Raw genomic sequence first — 17580 nt, 5'->3', positions numbered from 1 at the left:
TATGAGCTGCGGCTATCCGCTGCTCAATCGGCCCGGACGCCGCTTGTCTCTTTAGAACATCATGAGAAGCCATGACCGCAATGTCCCGCATCTCGACGCTAGACCGCCTGCCTCCAGAGGAGACGAACGGCCAGACCGTGGGGCGCTATCTTGTGACGTCCGTGCCTGTGGCCCGCTCGCGGGAAAGCGCCGGCGAGGCGCGGGCGCGGTTGATCGGCCAGCGTTTCGACGACGCCTCGCATGTTTTCGTGCTTGCCGAAGACGGTCGCCTGATTGGCGTCGTCGCCATACGCGATCTGCTGGGGGCGCCGGAGACGACGCCGCTGCATGACATTGCGCGAACGGCCGAAGCCTACAGCGTCCCGCTCGGCGCGGATCGCGAAGCTGCGGCGAGCCTCGCCATTCACTCGGGACTGTCGATCTTGGCCGTCTGCGACGCCGAAGGAAAATTTCTCGGTGCCGTCCCGGCGCGCGCGCTCATGACGATCTTGCGCGACGAGCATCTTGAGGATCTGCATCACATGGTGGGCATCCTGGGCAAGTCGGAGGCTGCAAGAGACGCATTGACGGCCGCGCCGCATCGTCGCGCGCTCTATCGATTGCCCTGGCTGCTTGTCGGCATGGCCGGCAGCGCCGCGGCGACCGCCATGATGTCGCGCTTCGAAACCGCGCTTAGCGCGCATATCGCCGTCGCCTTCTTTATTCCCGCGATCGTCTATCTTGCCGATTCGGTCGGCACGCAGTCGGAAGTCGTGGTCATCCGCGGCCTGTCGCTGACCGATTCGGCCCTGCTGCCGCTTTTCGCCGGGGAACTGGGCACCGGCGCGCTGCTCGGCGCGATGCTCGGCGGTCTCGCTTTCCCGATCGTCTGGTTCTTCTTTTCGAGCGTCGGCCTCGCCGCGACGGTCGGAATTTCGCTGGCGGTCGCGAGCACCATCGCAACGACGTTCGGATTTCTGATGCCCTGGATTTTCGCGAGGCTCGGCTATGACGCAGCGCTCGGCTCCGGCCCGGTCGCGACCGTGGTGCAGGACACGTTTTCCCTCTTGACCTATTTTGTCGTCGCTTCTTGGCTGGTGTTCTGACCTGCGGGTTGGAAGCAGTCCCGACGCCTGAAGACGGCGACGCCGCAAGGTTCGAGAAGGCGCTCGCCCAGCAATAGAGCTTCGTCGCCGACGAGGGCCGAGATGTCCGTCGTCGCCGCGCCGTAATTGAAAATGTAGCGCTTCGCCCCATTGTCGCGGACGCGGATATCCTCCGGAAGATCGAGCGTCGACATGCCGGCGACATGGAAAACCTGTCGCAGGACGTTCGTCAGCAATTCTTCGTCGGGCCAGCCGGCGAGATAAAAGACGTTGTCGGATCGCGCGAGCGCCGTTTCGCCGTCTTCCGATGTGAATTCGGGCGCGACGCTCTCGCCGAGAGTTAAAAATTCGCGCCATCGCACGAATGCGCCTTGTCCAGAAAGCGTAATACGTGCGCCGGGCCGCAGGCTTTCGACTCGTCTGACGCGAATGTCGATGATGCGTCGCAAGACGCCGGGAGGCAGTTCCGCCGGTATTTGAAAATCAGCGGTCTTCGATCCCGTGCGCGGACCTTGAAGGATCGTCGCGCCGCTTTTCGCCAGCGCCGCTGTGAAGTCGTCAGACGGCGCAAAAAGCGCGGGCGCGATGATCAGCCTTCGATCAGCGATCGCCGCCGCGGTCGGCGGTACGACGTCGATGGAGAGCCCCGCGCGCCGCAGCGCCCGATAGAAGCCCATGACGAGATCGAAATAGGCGAAGTCCTGGCCTTGCGGCTCGATGCGCCACGCCCAGGCGCTTTCATAATCGAATATCAGCGCCACTGGCGCGCGCGCTGTTTCGACATGCGCGTTGAGAGCATCGAGTTCCTTTGAAATGCGCGCGACGGCATCATAGGCTTCGTTCGGCACGGCGTTCGGCAGCAGCAATGCTTCATGCATCTGCTCTTGCGCGAAAGGCGCCTGCCGCCAGCGAAAATAACTCACCGCCTCGGCGCCGGCGGCGAAGGCTTCAAAGGTCCAGAGCCGCACGGCGCCTTTCGCGGGGGCCGGATTCCACGGCGCCCAATTCACCGGCCCCGGCTGCTGCTCCATCACCTGCCATCGGCCGCGCCCGCAGGCGCGGTAGAGATCGTGATGAAAGGCCTGAAAGTCAGGATCGCCGACGCGCATGTAGCGCAGCTTGAAAGCGTCGTCGTGAGAGGAGCGTTCCAGAAAGCCGAGCGGGTAGCTGTCCCACGCGGCGACGTCGAGGTCGTCTGAGAGCGCGTAGTGATCAAAGTCGACGAACGCGCCCATGAAATTATGGAGGATCGTCGCGTCCGGCGCATGACGCCGGATGATTTGCGCTTGGCGGCGATTGAAGGCGACGACCTGATCCGACGAGAAGCGCTGAAAATCCATCAGATGCGATGGATTGGCTTCGGTGACGGTCAGGTTCGGCAGCTCAATCTCGTCGAAGCATCGATATTCCATCGACCAGAAGACATTGCCCCAGGCTTCGTTCAGCGTTTCGATCGAGCGATATTTGGCCTCGCACCATCGCCGAAACGCCTGCAGCGCGACCGGCGAATAGCTGAGCACCGTGTCGTGGCAGCCATATTCATTGTCGGTCTGCCACGCCGCTACGGCGGGATGGCCGCCGAAGGCGCGCGCCAGAAGCTCAACGATGCGGTCACATTCTTGAGCGTAGCCTTCGTGGCTGAAACAATAATGGCGGCGCGAGCCGAATTTGCGCGGACGCCCATTGGCGTCGAGCGCCGTCATATCCGGCATCTTGTCGACGAGCCATTTCGGCGGCGTCGCCGTCGGCGTGCCAAGCACGACCTTGAGGCCGGCGCGATCCAGCGCCTCAATGGCGCGGCTCAGCCATTCCAAATGATAGGCGCCCTCGCTCGGCTCCAGCCGTGACCAGGCGAATTCGCCGATCCGAACAAAGGAAAGACCTAGCTCCATCATCATGGCCGCGTCTTCGCTCCAGCGTGACTGAGGCCAATGTTCAGGATAGTAGCAAACGCCAAGCCGTTGACGTGTCATGGGCGGACTATCATTTGATCCCCTACCGCCGATTCGATGCGGCGTCGCCTTGACGATTTGATGACAATGGGATTGTGGCCGGAATGGAGTCGAGGATCGAGCGAGATCTGGTTGCCGCCTTCCGCCGCAGTTTCGAGCGTGAGCCGCGCCTTTTCCGGGCGCCGGGCCGCATCAATCTTATTGGCGAGCATACCGATTACAACGACGGCTTCGTCATGCCGGCGGCGCTTGATCTCTCGATCTGGGCCGCCATTGCGCCGCGTTCCGACCGCCGCTTGCGGATAGGCTCGCTTGTGATGGACGAAGTCGTCGAATTCGACCTCGATGACGCGAACGCACAGCCGCGCGGCGATTGGACCGATTATGTGCGTGGCGTCGCGATTTTTCTTGAGCGCGCCGGTTACAAGCTGAGCGGCGCCGATCTCGTTCTCGATGGAAATCTGCCCATCGGCGCCGGACTCTCGGCCTCGGCGGCGTTCGAAGTCTCCGCGGGCTTTGCGCTTTTGACGATCTCCGGCGCCGAGGTCGACCTAGTCGAACTCGCCAAGATCTGTCAGCGCGCCGAAAACCAATTCGTCGGCGTTCGCTGCGGCATTATGGACCAATACATATCGTGCTGCGCCGTCGAAGGGAGCGCCCTGCTGCTTGACTGCCGCAGTCTCGTTTCGCGGAAAGTTACGATAGATCCGGACGCGCGTCTTGTCATTTGCGACACGATGGTGCGCCATCAACTCGCGAGCGATGAATATAATTCACGTCGCGAGGACTGCGAGCGCGCGGTCGCGGCGCTCTCGACGCGGCTCGACGGCGTATCGGCGTTGCGGGACGTGACGTTTGCGCAATTGATGCGATACAGGGATTCGATGCCCGAGCTCATCTTTCGCCGCGCGCGTCACGTCGTTGGCGAGATCGACCGGACGTTGCGCGCCGCTGCGGCGCTGGACGCGGGCGACCTTAAGGAATGCGGCCGTCTCATGTATCTTTCGCATGAAAGTCTGCGCGACGATTATGAAGTGAGCTGCGCCGAGCTCGATCTCATGGTCGATATCGCCCGCGACCTTCCGGGAGTCTATGGCGCTCGGATGATGGGCGGCGGATTTGGCGGCTGCACGATCAATCTGATGGAAGCGAGCCGCGCTGAAGCCTTCGCGCAGGCGATGGCTGACAGATATCGCGCAGAGACCGGCGTGACGCCGCCCATCCTCACCTGCGTGCCCGGTCCTGGCGCAGGCCCTGTCGGCGATTAGGAGCGGCTCGTGTCCTTGCTGAGTAACGCTTCGCATCGCCGACTTAATCAGCTCACGGGCGAGTGGGTGCTCGTCTCGCCGCATCGGACGAGCCGCCCCTGGCAAGGCCAGGTTGAAAAGACCCACGCTCCAGAACGACCTCGATACGATCCGACCTGCTATCTGTGTCCTGAAAACGCGCGGGCGAATGGCGAACAAAACCCGGCCTATAAGGGCGTCTTCGCGTTCGACAACGACTTCGCGGCGCTCACGCCGCAGGCGTCAGCGGAGGAGATCGTTCAAGACGGACTGCTTGTCGCGCAAAGCGAGCCCGGCCGATGTCGTGTGCTGTGCTTCTCGCCGCGCCACGATCTGACTTTATCGCGCATGACCGTTCCCGAGATCGTCCCCGTCATTGACGCTTGGCGGGAGGAAACCATTGGTCTGGGCGAACTCGACGCGATCAATTACGTGCAGATTTTTGAAAATCGCGGCGCGGCGATGGGCGCCAGCAATCCGCATCCGCACTGTCAGATCTGGGCGACGCAGAGCATTCCGAACGAAGCCGCGAAGGAATCGGCGCGGCAGAGCGCATATCTGGCGAAGAACGGCTCCTGTCTCCTGTGCGACTATCTGGCGCTTGAGCAAAGCCTCGGCGAGCGGATCGTTTGCCGCAACGATCATTTCGTTGCGCTCGTGCCGTTCTGGGCGATCTGGCCATTTGAAACCATGGTGCTGGCCACAAGGCATATCGGCTCTTTTGACGATCTTACCGGAGACGAGGTTGAGGCGCTCGCTGACATCCTTCGTCGGCTGACGATTCGCTACGACAATCTGTTCGAAACCGACTTTCCCTACTCGATGGGATTTCACCAGCGCCCCACCGACGGCGCGCCGCACGCCGACTGGCATTTTCATGCGCATTTCTATCCGCCGTTGCTGCGTTCGGCGAGCGTGCGGAAATTCATGGTGGGCTTCGAGTTGCTGGGCGAACCGCAACGCGACATCACGCCGGAAACGGCGGCGGCGCGCCTGCGTGACGTTTCCGAAACGCATTATCTGGATACGCCCACACGATAAGCAGGACTCGGCGAATGAGAAAAAGCGCGATCACCGCCGAAGCCGCAGCGCAGCTCGTTCCCGACGGCGCGCGCGTCATGATCGGCGGATTCTTGGGCGTCGGGTCGCCTGATCGGTTGATCGACGCGCTCGCCGCGCGTGGCGCGCGCGCATTGACGATTATCGGCAACGACACGGCCTATCCGACCGTCGGCGTCGGCAAGCTGATCGAAGCCGGATGCGTTGCGCGCGTGGAGGTCTCGCATATCGGCACCAATCCGACCACGCAGCGGTTGATGGGCGCCGGCGCGATCGACGTGGAGCTCATACCGCAAGGCACGCTCGCCGAACGCATTCGCGCCGCGGGCAGCGGGCTTGGCGGCGTCCTGACGCCGACGGGCGTGGGCACGATCGTCTCGGATGGCAAGCAGGTCATTGAGATCGACGGCGCGAGCTTTCTCATCGAGAAGCCGCTGCGGGCGGATTTCGCCCTGCTGCGCGCGCATGAGGCCGACTATTACGGCAATCTGACCTATCGTCTGACGGCCGCAAATTTCAACCCGGTCATGGCCTTCGCCGCGGACTGCGTCATCGTCGAAGCTAACGAGATCGTGCCGGTTGGAGTCATTCCGCCCGACGCAGTGCGCACGCCGGGCGTGCTCGTCACGCACATCGTGGGCAGGGCGCGTTGATGGACGCCAAGGAAATCATCGCGCGCCGCGTCGCAATGGAGCTGCGCGACGGCATGCTCGTCAATCTCGGGATCGGCCTGCCGACTCTCGTGGCGCGGTTCATCCCAAAGGGAGTGTCCGTCGCCATGCAAAGCGAAAATGGCCTTATCGGTTTCAGCGCGCCGCCGCCGGATGGCATGGAGAATCGCGATCTCATTGACGCCGGCGGCGGCTTCATCGCGGCGCTGCCGGGCGCCGCGAGTTTCGACAGCGCAACGAGTTTCGCGCTGATTCGCGGCGGCCATGTCGACATGGCGGTGCTCGGCGCGCTGCAGGTCGACGCCGCGGGACGCCTCGCCAGCTGGATGATTCCGGGAAAGTTTACGCCGGGGATGGGCGGCGCCATGGACCTTGTCGCGGGTGCCAAGCGCGTCATCGTGGCGATGCAGCACGCCGCCAAGGGCGAGCCGAAGATCGTCGAATCTCTCACACTGCCGCCGACGGCGGCGCGGCGCGTCAGCCTCATTGTGACGGAGCTCGCGGTGATCGAGCCGACGGATGAAGGCCTGGCGCTACGCGAACGCGCGCCCGGCGTCAGCGTCGCGGATATCGTCGCCTGCACCGGCGCGCGGCTGATCGTGCCGGAAGTTACGCCTGAGATGCCGATCGAGGGCGAATAGGCTCGCCTGAACGACGATTCGCCTCAGCGTCTGCACGCACAAGCGCTACCAAAGTCTCAGTGATCGACGGCGTTGCGCCGGCTCGCGCTTCTCTTGCGTCTCGACTTTGCAATGTTCTGTGGAGCCGACTCGGGCTTCTTTGTCTCCATCAGCATCAGTTCGTCGATGCGCCGTTGGTAGCGTAGGCCGACGGCGAGATAGCTGAAATCCGTCATGATGCGCAGACGTGCGCGCGCGCCCTTGTCACGCCCCTTCTTCGGATCGTCGATGAGTTCACGCATGAACTTCGTTGCAACTTCTACGTCCGCGTCCGCCCAATGCTGCATGCGCCAATGTGGATATTCGCCGGGACGAACCGGGATCATGCTGTAGGGCACCAGAAACGCGGTCTCTTCCGAGCAGAAATCCATGTTGCCGGAGTAAGCCGTTGCAATCACCGGCTTTCCCAGCGCCATCGCCTCGGACATACCGTAGCCAAAACCCTCCGAACGATGCAGAGAAACGAAGCAATCGGTAATCCAAAGTAGGCTTTTTATCTCTGGATCGGGCAGCGTGCCGTTGATGACCGTAACGCGATCGCGAATCGGCGTGATCGCAGCGTCAAAGCGTTCTTTCATCTCTGGCCTGCGGTCAGCATTGTTCGTTTTGATGACGAGCGCGACATCGCCATAAGGTCGTTCCTTAATCAGCGCGCTAAACGCTTCTATCAGCGCAAAAGGGTTCTTGCGTTCGACATAAGAAAGGAAATCGAAGGAAAAGAAGAAGGCGTAGGCGCTCTCGCGAATCCCGAAATGACGCCGCGACCGCAGTGCGCGGCGTTTAACCTCGCTCGCGAGGGGCATGTGCACGACAGGGATGCTCACCGCTTTTGCGATCGAGTCTCGGATAAAGGCGGAAGGCGCCCAAACTTCGTCGAACCGCATCAGTTGTTTGGCCCATTCCTCCGGATACCGCTCGAGCTCCCACAATGGATAAATGATGTTTTTGCTACCGGGCGTCATCGGATTTGGCAGCACGCTCAGCGCCTGTTCGATTTCATCACCGTTGATGCAATAGATATTTACGCCGTCACCGAGCAACGGCGTAATAGCGGAGCTACATTGAGCAATGAGTTCCGGATCGGGCTGCCCCTGTGGACCATAGACGTCGACGATTCTCGCCTCCACACCGACTTCTTGAAGCGAGCGCCAAGCAGAACGAACATGTTCGCCCATGCCAATGGGGGCAAACGGGTGCCCGACCACACGTACACGCAGATCGCGACGTCTAGCGTAATCGATTCTATACGACAAACGCGTTCCCCCCCGATTCTATGGAATCCAGCGCGTTGCGCACCGCTTGCAAATAGGCGTGCCCGTAGTGGCGATCCGGCTCCAGATAGCTGCCTTCGCACCACTCATTCCAGGCATTGATGAAGACGATTCGTTCCTCGCCGTAGTTCTGCTCCAGCGTCCTCTGGTATGTCCACTCCAGCCACGCCTGGAAAGCGCCTGGAGTCGCATGTTCCAGAATCAAGCTGCGCGTCGGGTGGCGGGGCGTGTTATCCCATCCCACGAGCACGGAACGAATGCGTGGAAATCCGGCCTCGACCCGACGCATAAAAGCCCCAGCCAATTCACGATAGTCATGAACGGCGCCCGTCCAGTCGAAATTGAGCTTTTCGACATCCCGCTTCTCGTCATGAACCATGCCGTGGGCGGGAAATTCGACGGAGATGTCGCAGCCGTAGAGCTTCGGGTCTTCAGGCGCCGCTGACAATTCAAACGACTCGACCATGGCGATGCAGATCTCGCCGATTCCGACAGCGCGGCAATGGTTGCGCCAAATGGTCATCGCCCGCGTCGGATTGGGCAACTCCTTGATGCGATAAATCAGCACCAGCGGTTTGCCGTTCACCCGGATATAGCGCTCGCTTCGAAAATAGCGCTCGAAATCCTTGATGATGTCGAGCGCGGCGTCCTCTGAATATGACTGGCCGAGCAGGACATCATTCTCTTGACCATCCCAGCGTCGCGTCCAATTCTCATTCGCCCAGCAGAGGCAAAAAGGAAAATCTGGCTTGCCAGTTTCTAGCATGCGCTCGAGCGGGTGTTCGAGCAGCCTCTTGCCGTCGAACCAATAATAATAATAGCAGAATCCTGAAACGCCGTAGCGGCGCGCGAGTTCGGCTTGTTGTTCGAGCACATCCGGGACGCGCAGATCGTAATAACCAAGGTCGGCCGGGAAGCGGGGCTGGTTATGACCGACGTAGTTCGGCTCGGTCTTGGTGATGTTGGTCCATTCGGTGAAGCCCTTCCCCCACCATAAATCGTTTTCGGGGATGGGGTGGTATTGCGGAAGGTAGAGAGCAATGGTGCGCAGATTATGGGTCGCCAAGCGTTCCGCCCACCGTCCCAGAAATGTCTGACGATTGCGCGAGATGCGCTGTCGCTTCGATACGGCTTTGGCGGAGGTTGCGTCCGACGTTTTGCTGAGGTGATGCGCGACGACGGCGGTCGGCTCGTAAAGGATCGAAAGCCCCTTTGACTGGACCTTGAAGCTCAGATCAGCGTCTTCGCAATAGGCTGGCGCGTAAACATCATCGAATCCGCCCAGGTCTTCGAACAAGGCCCGCCGGATCAGAACCGCCGCCCCGGATACGTGCTCGACGCGTCGGGGATAGTTAAAGCGGGGCACGCGAGGGTCGAACCCAAACCCGACGAGACTGCCGGTGCCGTCACGGTTCAGCAGAGAGCCGGCTTCCTGCAGCGAGCCGTCAAAGCATAGAAGCTTTGGTCCGACCATGCCGACAGAGGGAGCCGCCGCGGCTTCAACCAGCGTTTCAAGGCACCCCGGCGAAATTTGCGCGTCATTGTTCAGAAAGAAAAGATACTGACCACGCGCTTGCGCGGCGGCCGCGTTGCAGGCGGGACCGAAGCCCAGGTTTTTTTCGAAGCGGAGGTGCTTAATCGTCGGGTTCTTGCCGATTGCGGCGAAGGCCGGGTCTTCGGACGCATTATCCGCAATGATGACTTCAAGAGCGAATGACTGCGGCATCGCCTGGGCGATCGACTGCAGACATTCCACCGTGACGAGTTCTTCGTTCAGGCAAGGGATAATGATGGATACACGGACGTCTTCCGGATTCGGCGTCCCGAAGTCGAGTTGGGCGACCACTTCTTCAAGAAGAAGTCCCTTCAATGCGCAAAGGAAACTGAGACCCTCGACGTCGGGCTCCCGACTTTCGAGTGTTTCGCCGCGCGCCCAGACCTCACCATAGCCGCGCCATTCCGAAGCGCCGTCGCCGGGTCGGGGTTTACGCTGGAACCGGCGACAGACGCGATTTTCTTCACGGCCCCTCAAGACATAGTGAAGCAACGGATTCATTCCGGAGCTTCGCACGTCGGGATTGTAGTGAAGATAGCCCTTTGTTGAGAAGTCTGCCGACGGATCACGCCCTTCACGCCATCCCAAGGCCGCATAATGCCCGATGGGTGAAATCGCGGAAAAATCTAATTGCGGATTTTGTCGCCGGTAATAGGTCTCGTCGAAACCTTCGGCAAGCCGCAGCATCTCGGCAGGCGTTAGTCCGGCGATCGCCGAATGTTCGGGCGGTGACGGCGGCGCCGCCGGTTCGAGTTCAGGCTGGGGGGATTTTCCGGCTTCGCCCGCACGTTGGTCGTCGGGTCCGCCGCTGCGTCCTTCGTAAACGCCATTTTGCAGGAAGTGCAGGAATGGATCGGCGCCGCTGCTTCGCACGTCGTCGTAGCGTTCGAGATACCACGCCGTGTCGAAGAAACGGCTGGGATTGTGCCCGCCACGACGCCCGTGTCGTAGATAATGTTCGATGAGGTCGCCTCGCTCGATAGCGTATCGCTCTCGGTAAAATTCCGGTTCGAACAGTCCGGACCTCTGGATTTCGTCATAGCTGCGGAGAAACACGCGCATCTGATCGGAAAGGCGGCCATTCTCCGCCGCCTCATTCATCCAGCTGGTTCCAAGAGATGCGTCCGGCGCCGTCGGCCGGTCGTCAAGATAGCCTTCGCGCGCATAATGTATCAGCGGATTGGCCCCGCTTTTGATGGCGTCCTCATAACTGTGCAAATACCAGATGGTGTTGAAATGCTCGCTGGGATTACGTCCCTCCAGCCAGCCAAAATTACAATAATGCTCCTCTGGGGAAGTGTTGGCCTCACGAACATCCGGTTGCGTATAGAGATAGTATTCAGGATCGAAGAGCAAGCGAAAGCGACGAAACTCCTCCGAGCTCATCCCAAATTTATTGCCCAACATCCTTGAGAATAATCGAATCATTGAATTTAGACCACGGTTCGTCGTCGCCGCCGGACGCTGTCGGCGACTGCTTCAAGTCGGAATCTGTCAGCACTTTTGCAGAGCGGGAAAGTATCCCTCGCGCGTCGCGCGATTGGCGTGTCCAAAGGGACATCCCATGACTACGCGGCGAGATTGGGTCCCAAGTGCGACAAAATGCCGGCAAAGGAGATATCGCTGCATGTTAACCCCTATGCAGTCACAGGATTATTTCGGCGGCATGCCGTTCAAAGCCTTGCCCCGACAGGCTAGGTGGGAGGCGCGTTTTCCGCCAATTCGAGCACTTTCGCCCATTCGGCGATCGCCTGCTCCAAATCGCGCCGCGGGGCCCGGAGTTCATCGATCCCCTGGTCGTAGTAATGCTGTATCGCGCTCACGAGCTTTTTCTTTCGAATCGCGTTGAGCACGTCCTCGTATCGCCGGCAGTAATAGTCTTGATCGAAAGGCGTCGGCAGCATACGCCCTTCGAAATAGCCGGTCGCCTTGAAGTGGGTCTCGAGCGCCTTCAGCTGCCTTTGCCCTCGCAAATCCTCGTTCTGCGCGCGGTAAATCTCGGCGTCGATCTCTACGTCGGCCAGCGCGCATTTGATCAGGTGGCGCAGCAGATTGGACGGCACGCCGATGACCTTGCCGTCCTCTTGCAATTCCGAGGGCGTCGTTCCCATCGCCTGGCATAATTTCGAGATTGGAGGAAAGTATTTCGTCATCGGAGTCTTCCTGATCACTTGGGATGCGGCGTGTCAGCCACAGGCGCGTGGGTGGAATTTCATGCGGGAAGCGCGCCAAGCGCGCCGCTCACAGCGGCGCACTCAGGGCAAGCCCGTGCTACAGCGGATCGTTCGAAAAAGGCGCGTGCGATGCGTTGGCGCGCTTCATCTGCTGATACTCATCGCGATACTGACTGAAGTGGACGCGTCGGCGGCTGTTCGCCGCTGCGCAGCCGAACGCCTTTCTCGGCCCCCAGCGGCTTGCTCGTAGAGATATTCGCTCAGCTCTTTCATTCGTAGCTCGTCATTTGCGCAATGCTCACCCGCGCGAAGCAGTGGCTACGCTGTTCTTACGAACGAAATCATCTTTTGATCACGCGGGTGTCCCCAATCTCCGATGATCTCCATTGACCAATCATTGGTTTGGTCTGCGATCTCCTGGAGAGAGTTCACAGTTGTATGGTATGGGTCCTTGTCGCAGAAACTGATGACTCCGCCCGGAGAATGCTGGACGGATTTGTAAAGATCTTTCTCGTCTACAAGAAAGACAGTGACGTAAAACACCGCGCGCCTGCGAAATTTAGGTGCAAGCGCGCTTAAACAGTTACCGAGCATCGAAATTGGCATGTGCGAAAAAACGGACTGTGCAATGCCGTAGTCGAATCGGCAGCCGAAGCTTGATACGTCGAATTCGCGGTTAACATTAAAGTTAGCTCGAGGGAAGCTGGACGAGAGATCAAGGGCCTCGACTTCTTTCGCATAGCCTGCCTCAAGAAGGCTTACATTCGAATCAATGGCGAAATAATGTCCTGGACTAAGGTAGGGGATAAGTTTGACACCCGCGCGGAAACTGCCCGCACCAACATCAATGAACTTGTGCCAAGGCCTTAGTCCCTTTGCTTTGAGGAACTCCAATTGGAGAGCTCCCAACTCTTCCCATAAGTCGCCAATTATGCCTCGATGATATCCTTCCTTTACGCGCTTCTCGACCGATGCCTTGTTGTCATATTCGCTAAAGTAAGTCATTGCCGTTCCTGTTTGCTATAAATTGGCCCGGGCGCATGTGACGGTGCGGTCCATCCATAAGAAATCTATAGCCTATTTAGAGTGGCGGCTTTATGGCAATTCTGACGAAAGTGACGCATTCATCAGGAAGCGTGCACGCGTTCACATCAGCAACTCGGGGCGCCCATGATCGACGGATCGAGCTACAACCCCGATCCGGACAGAAGTCCTGCCGTTCCTCTTTGCATTTTTCCTTTAACAACTTCTATGTGCTTCGCCTCAGGGTCTATTCGAATCGCATACTTGTGAAGTTCACCGAACACTGTATTCAAAACCAATTTCACCTCATCGGCACGTCGACCGATCCTAATGCCGTCCGCATCGATGCAGCGAGTGTTTGAGCTTGAAATCATGTTCCGAAAAATGTCAATTCGACTTGAAGCACCTGTGAACTGCGAACTTACGGCTATTCCGTTAGCGCCGACATTGTGGATTCGATTGTCCTCAACTTGGATGTCTTCACTGTCCGTGACCACAATTCCCGAGCGCAGCGCAACATTTTCAACCAGATTCCCAGCGACACGCAAATCCTTTACTAGACCGAAAAGCGGAGATATTTCGGATTGGTTCCAAAGTCCTCCAATCCAAATCCCAATGCCCCTCACATTTCGGATCTCGTTGTTATTGACTGTCGCTGCGTGTGTTACGCCCTTTTCATTACTATTTACTAGGCCATTCAACAGAATGCCATATTCAACTCTTCCATCACCATCGCAGATATTGTTATGGATAGAAAAATCGTGACTGCCACCCCAAACGTCGTAGCAGGCGTTAGCTACGCTTTCAGATTTCGAATTCCGCACTTCGAAATAAGATGACTTAACAAATGCAACGCCGTCTTGAACTGAGTGTCCTTTAGCTCCGATCAGTGTCACGTTTTCAATCAAAACCTCTGTAGAATTATACATAAATATAAGGTGAACGAACTTTTTTTCATTTAAACCGGCCGACGCATCCACTGTGAGATTATGAATATGTATGTTTGAGTTTCCTGCCACGAAATTTTCGTTTGAAAAGACACTGGCAAAATCAGCTCTTCCTCCTGGCATCTGTGCTATATTATAGTTTGGAGCTAAGGCAGGTGAAACTTTTATCTTCGTGCACGGCCCTGAGCCCCTTAACTCAGTTCGAGAAGGAGCAGTTATGACTGACTTGACCAGATATGTTCCGCAAGGAAGTTCCAGTACGCGCCCCCCGCCGCGAATGGCCTCATTTATATGCGGAGCGCTGTCCGAACTCCCGCTGGCGTCAATTCCGGGGAAGTTTTCTCCTTTAACTATGATCTCTGAACCAAAATTTCGGCCGCGCGCCGCTTCCATTTCTCGGCACTGACAGTTACTGCCCAGACAAAATTCCGCTGAAATTATTACAGCGGCGATGATCGCAGTCGGTCCACGCATTCTGTCAGTAGCCTTCGGCCGAGCAGTTGAATTTAGGCGTAATTGAATGCTCTAAAGTCATCTTCATACACCTGTCTTATGAGCTTCGAGGCTTCCGGAGCGAATTCCAAATCGTTGGACAAGTCACCGCTCGACATTTCGCGACCGTCGGGAAGTGTGATATCGGCACCCGGAAATCGTTGCTGTAGTTTTTCGAGCAACTTTTCGAGCCCGTCTTCGAGCCGAAACACCTCAACGTTCGGGACCAAATAGTCGACCATCGGGCGGAGGTGATTGTCGAGAACGTAGCTGTTTGCCCCGAACGAGGCGAAAACCGACGCGACCCATTCATCTAACGGGGTGCTGAGGTTGAAGAAGCGACGTCGCCATTTGTACTCGGACTTGATACGTTCAAAAGGGTGACGAACAGTCATAAAAGTATAGTCTATCTTTTCGAGATCCAGGATGCCTTGTAGCATTGCGCCGTGAAAGTGTTGAGGAGAGCAGGGGAAGATGCTGGGTTGGAAATTTCGATTAAGGAACCCAATGCAGTAATCGGCTAAAGCATACTCGACGGTTGTTCCTCCCGCCTTGGGGACGTGGATAAACAAAATAATTTTATCTCCTATCGAATACAAGGGCATCACGGGTTTCCTTCGACGAATGCAAGAACATTTTTGAATAGTTCGGTGTCGACCTGAAAGTGGTGCGGCTCCACGGTGTGAGTTGTCGCAGGGGAGGGCGCTAGCACTGGCTGCCCGCCATCCCCAAGTAGAAAAATATTTCGCTGACCTCTCGCAAGGCCGATTGCTTGCTGAACCAAATTTACCCAATTCAAAGAGACAACAAATGGCTTTCGCGAAGAAAAAGCCGAATTGTGAAGAGCAGATCCGTACTCTCCTACGAGGCTTCTTGCGTTGCTGAATATCGCAATTTGTTTAGTTAGGGGCAATTTTTCGGGATAGAGTTCACTATAGCCGTGGTCGACGGCAATGCTTGCGAGTTTGGTCCAATTTTCAAGTTCACGGTACGAACTAGGTAGCCCTGCTCGTGAAACCAAAACTTTCTCTGGCAAATCCTCATCGCTGTGCAGTGCAAGACATGACCGAGCTATGCCGTCAAAAAAAGCCGAGTGGGAGGGCGTTAATAAATAGTTGTTGAGCTGTGAAGGTAGAAAGCAGTCTTCTACCAATATGCCTTTTTCGCTTTCCGCAACTATTATTCGCGCATCTGGAATTGCGAGCCGAATGAATTCCTCAACGTATAATGGATCTCGACTGCTTAGTACGATCGGTATCTTGATCCCATTATCGTAATACATCTTGACAATTAGGAGCTTCGGAGCAATTTCGAGTAGGAAATGACCATATATCTTGGCATGAATATGGCTGATAACGAAAGCTCTTTCAATTGTGCTGTCGGCAGGAGTCTCATTAAGCTCACGTAGCCGGTCTTTTCGGCTCGGATGATTGATAACGTCTGGTATATATCCAGGATACTCTTCGTTCGGAATGAATGGCTGCGAGCCGGCGAAAAGGACGCTCGGGCCAACCACGCGGATATTCTTGGCGAGCAATATCGATATGCCGCCCAGCTGAGTCCCCGTCAGCATATATTCTGCTTCGAATGGGGCCAAGGACTTGGAGTGCAGGACTGAAAAAAAATGGGAGTACTGGTGCGGCTCCGACTGACGAATGTAATACCGTGAGAAGACTTCGTCGGCACCTGCCGAGACAAGCGGAAGATCGCAAAGGTTTGTTTCTGACAGTCTTAAGTTTTGGATGTTCATACCGCCGATCATTCCGCAGGTTTGTAGGTTACATGACCGGCCGCGCGCAATTGTTGCGCCATCGTCTCCAAATCATCCTTCATATGATTCTCGTTATTCAGCATCGGAATCGTCGCGGCGCCGCCCGCCGGCGGGGCCGACTGGGCACGCGTACTATTGTCGGGCTCTGCAGCCTGCATCGGTCGTCCCCACACGAGGATAAAAATCGTCGCACCGCTAAACCCGCTTTGATCAGAATCTCCGGATGCTGCTCGCCAAGCTGGCGCGCCGCCTCCGCTTTTTGGTTTCGCGACTGTGGTCGTGCATTTTGGCGCCCAAATTATGTCGACCGATCGTCGACGAGCGGCTCCTGCCCCTCGACGCTCTTGATATCGGCTGGAGCCGCGACACTTGTCGCTTTGGCGGCGCCGCTCTTGAACCGCGGCGATCCAGCGCCAACAGCAAAGAGCCGTTCCATGAGCAAGCTGATTTTCTTCCTTGCGGCCTTTATTGGCCTCGCCGCGTTCAATCCCGCGACAGCCCGGACAGTCGACAAGCAGCGCGCGGCCTGCGAGCGCGATTCCCACAAGTTCTGCGCGGCGGAAGAGCCCAATGCGATCGCCGTCGAAAGATGCCTGCGCACGCATATGAACGAGCTTTCAAGCGCCTGCAAACGCCAGTTCAGGGCAAAGCGCCGCTGATTCAGCGCTTCGCTGAGAAAGCCGTCGCCGGCGGCGCATTCGGCCGAGGGTCGGCGCCGTGAGGGTGCGCGGGTTGATTGCAGCGCCTTCGCAGGCCCACTAAACTGCCGGGCATGAACCGGCTGTCGAAAAGCGCCAAGGCGTGGGGCGCGTTACTTGCCGCCAGCGTGCTGGCTTTGGGCGCTTGCGCCGTATCGGCGCGCGCCGCGCCCTGCGGATCGTCGGCGGCCGGCTTTAGCCAGTGGCTCGAAGAGGCGAAACGCGACGCCGCGGCGGAAGGCGTTTCGCAACGGACGCTCGACGCTGCGCTGGCCGGCGTAACCTATGATCACGCGGTGATTGGCCGCGACCGCGGACAGCGGATTTTTCACCAAAGTTTCGAGAAGTTTTCGAGTCGCCTGGTGACGCCCGCCCGCCTGCGCAAGGCGCGTGCGCTGCTTCAGCGGCACGCGGCGCTGCTCGCACAGATCGAGGCGCGTTATGGCGTTCCCGGAGCGGTGCTCGTGGCGATCTGGGGATTGGAAACGGGCTTTGGCGCCGACAATGGGCGCTTCAGGACGATGCAGGCGCTGGCGACGCTCGCCTATGACTGCAGGCGCTCCCCGCTGTTCAATGAAGAGCTGAAGCATGCGCTGAAAATCGTTGAGCGCGGCGATATGTCCCCGGCGCAGATGCGCGGCGACTGGGCGGGAGAAATCGGCCAGACGCAGTTCATGCCTTCCTCCTATCTGAAATATGGCGTCGATTTCGACGGCGATGGCAGACGCGATCTCATAGGATCCACCGCCGACGCGCTGGCGTCGACGGCGAATTTCCTCAAGGGCAAAGGCTGGCGCGCCGGCGCGGGCTGGAATGAAGGCGAGCCCAACTTCGCGGTTTTGCTCGAGTGGAATCAGGCGCGCGTTTACGTAAAAACAATCGCCCTGCTGGCGACGAAGCTCAGCGCGAAATGAGC

16 protein-coding genes are annotated in these 17580 nt (G+C 58.1%); 7 read left to right on the top strand and 9 right to left on the bottom strand.

All coding sequences use genetic code 11. The features are described 5' to 3' along the window. Positions 1-71 precede the first annotated feature (71 nt). Positions 72-1085 (top strand): magnesium transporter, encoded by a 1014-nt coding sequence (locus IYX23_RS10530; protein WP_246716639.1) that lies wholly within the window; start codon positions 72-74, stop codon positions 1083-1085. Here the strand turns inward: IYX23_RS10530 and IYX23_RS10525 are convergent. Beyond that, entirely contained in the window at positions 1052-3058 is a 2007-nt protein-coding gene (locus IYX23_RS10525; RefSeq protein ID WP_196392654.1) for a beta-galactosidase, read from the bottom strand. The genes IYX23_RS10530 and IYX23_RS10525 overlap by 34 nt on opposite strands. Before the next feature lie 83 nt (positions 3059-3141). Here IYX23_RS10525 and galK point away from each other — a divergent pair, with 83 nt between their 5' ends. The 4 genes from galK to IYX23_RS10505 are packed head-to-tail and all read left to right on the top strand — an operon-like array spanning position 3142 to position 6694. Further along, positions 3142-4305 carry a galactokinase gene (gene galK / locus IYX23_RS10520; protein ID WP_196392655.1) on the top strand — a complete coding sequence of 388 codons (1164 nt, stop codon included), beginning with the start codon at positions 3142-3144 and terminating at the stop codon, positions 4303-4305. Between the two features lie 9 nt (positions 4306-4314). Then, on the top strand, positions 4315-5364 hold the full coding sequence (locus IYX23_RS10515) for a UDP-glucose--hexose-1-phosphate uridylyltransferase (protein ID WP_196392656.1): 1050 nt from the start codon (positions 4315-4317) through the stop codon (positions 5362-5364). A gap of 14 nt (positions 5365-5378) precedes the next feature. Then, a complete protein-coding gene (locus tag IYX23_RS10510) occupies positions 5379-6035 on the top strand; it encodes a 3-oxoacid CoA-transferase subunit A (protein WP_196392657.1) in 657 nt (218 codons plus the stop codon). Then, entirely contained in the window at positions 6035-6694 is a 660-nt protein-coding gene (locus IYX23_RS10505) for a 3-oxoacid CoA-transferase subunit B (protein ID WP_196392658.1), read from the top strand. The genes IYX23_RS10510 and IYX23_RS10505 overlap by 1 nt, the downstream gene beginning before the upstream one ends. Before the next feature lie 56 nt (positions 6695-6750). Here IYX23_RS10505 and IYX23_RS10500 read toward each other — a convergent pair whose 3' ends face one another. From IYX23_RS10500 to IYX23_RS10465, 8 genes are all read right to left on the bottom strand, one after another. Then, entirely contained in the window at positions 6751-7908 is a 1158-nt protein-coding gene (locus IYX23_RS10500; protein WP_196392659.1) for a glycosyltransferase family 4 protein, read from the bottom strand. A gap of 67 nt (positions 7909-7975) precedes the next feature. After that, positions 7976-10945, bottom strand: a complete 2970-nt coding sequence (locus tag IYX23_RS10495; protein WP_196392660.1) for a glycoside hydrolase family 99-like domain-containing protein — start codon at positions 10943-10945, stop codon at positions 7976-7978. Positions 10946-11253: 308 nt separating this feature from the next. Beyond that, the gene (locus tag IYX23_RS10490) at positions 11254-11712 is read right to left on the bottom strand and encodes a hypothetical protein (RefSeq protein ID WP_196392661.1); all 459 of its coding nucleotides are present in this window, start codon (positions 11710-11712) and stop codon (positions 11254-11256) included. A gap of 339 nt (positions 11713-12051) precedes the next feature. Further along, the gene (locus IYX23_RS10485; protein ID WP_196392662.1) at positions 12052-12738 is read right to left on the bottom strand and encodes a class I SAM-dependent methyltransferase; all 687 of its coding nucleotides are present in this window, start codon (positions 12736-12738) and stop codon (positions 12052-12054) included. Between the two features lie 182 nt (positions 12739-12920). Then, positions 12921-14177, bottom strand: a complete 1257-nt coding sequence (locus tag IYX23_RS10480; protein ID WP_196392663.1) for a right-handed parallel beta-helix repeat-containing protein — start codon at positions 14175-14177, stop codon at positions 12921-12923. A 32-nt stretch (positions 14178-14209) separates the two neighbouring features. Continuing rightward, positions 14210-14800 carry a sulfotransferase family 2 domain-containing protein gene (locus IYX23_RS10475; RefSeq protein WP_196392664.1) on the bottom strand — a complete coding sequence of 197 codons (591 nt, stop codon included), beginning with the start codon at positions 14798-14800 and terminating at the stop codon, positions 14210-14212. Then, on the bottom strand, positions 14800-15945 hold the full coding sequence (locus IYX23_RS10470; RefSeq protein ID WP_196392665.1) for a glycosyltransferase 61 family protein: 1146 nt from the start codon (positions 15943-15945) through the stop codon (positions 14800-14802). The genes IYX23_RS10475 and IYX23_RS10470 overlap by 1 nt, the downstream gene beginning before the upstream one ends. 8 nt (positions 15946-15953) lie before the next feature. Then, positions 15954-16124: a hypothetical protein gene (locus IYX23_RS10465; RefSeq protein WP_196392666.1), complete on the bottom strand. Its 171-nt coding sequence runs from the start codon at positions 16122-16124 to the stop codon at positions 15954-15956. 276 nt (positions 16125-16400) lie between these two features. Here IYX23_RS10465 and IYX23_RS10460 point away from each other — a divergent pair, with 276 nt between their 5' ends. Both IYX23_RS10460 and IYX23_RS10455 read left to right on the top strand, forming a co-directional pair. Further along, positions 16401-16625, top strand: a complete 225-nt coding sequence (locus IYX23_RS10460) for a hypothetical protein (RefSeq protein WP_196392667.1) — start codon at positions 16401-16403, stop codon at positions 16623-16625. 113 nt (positions 16626-16738) lie between these two features. Then, positions 16739-17578, top strand: coding sequence for a lytic murein transglycosylase (locus IYX23_RS10455; RefSeq protein WP_196392668.1), 840 nt, complete (start codon positions 16739-16741; stop codon positions 17576-17578). Positions 17579-17580 lie beyond the last annotated feature (2 nt).

The organism is Methylocystis sp. L43 (assembly GCF_015709525.1).
Classification (GTDB): Bacteria; Pseudomonadota; Alphaproteobacteria; order Rhizobiales; family Beijerinckiaceae; genus Methylocystis.
This window is presented reverse-complemented; position numbering and strand designations above follow the sequence as displayed.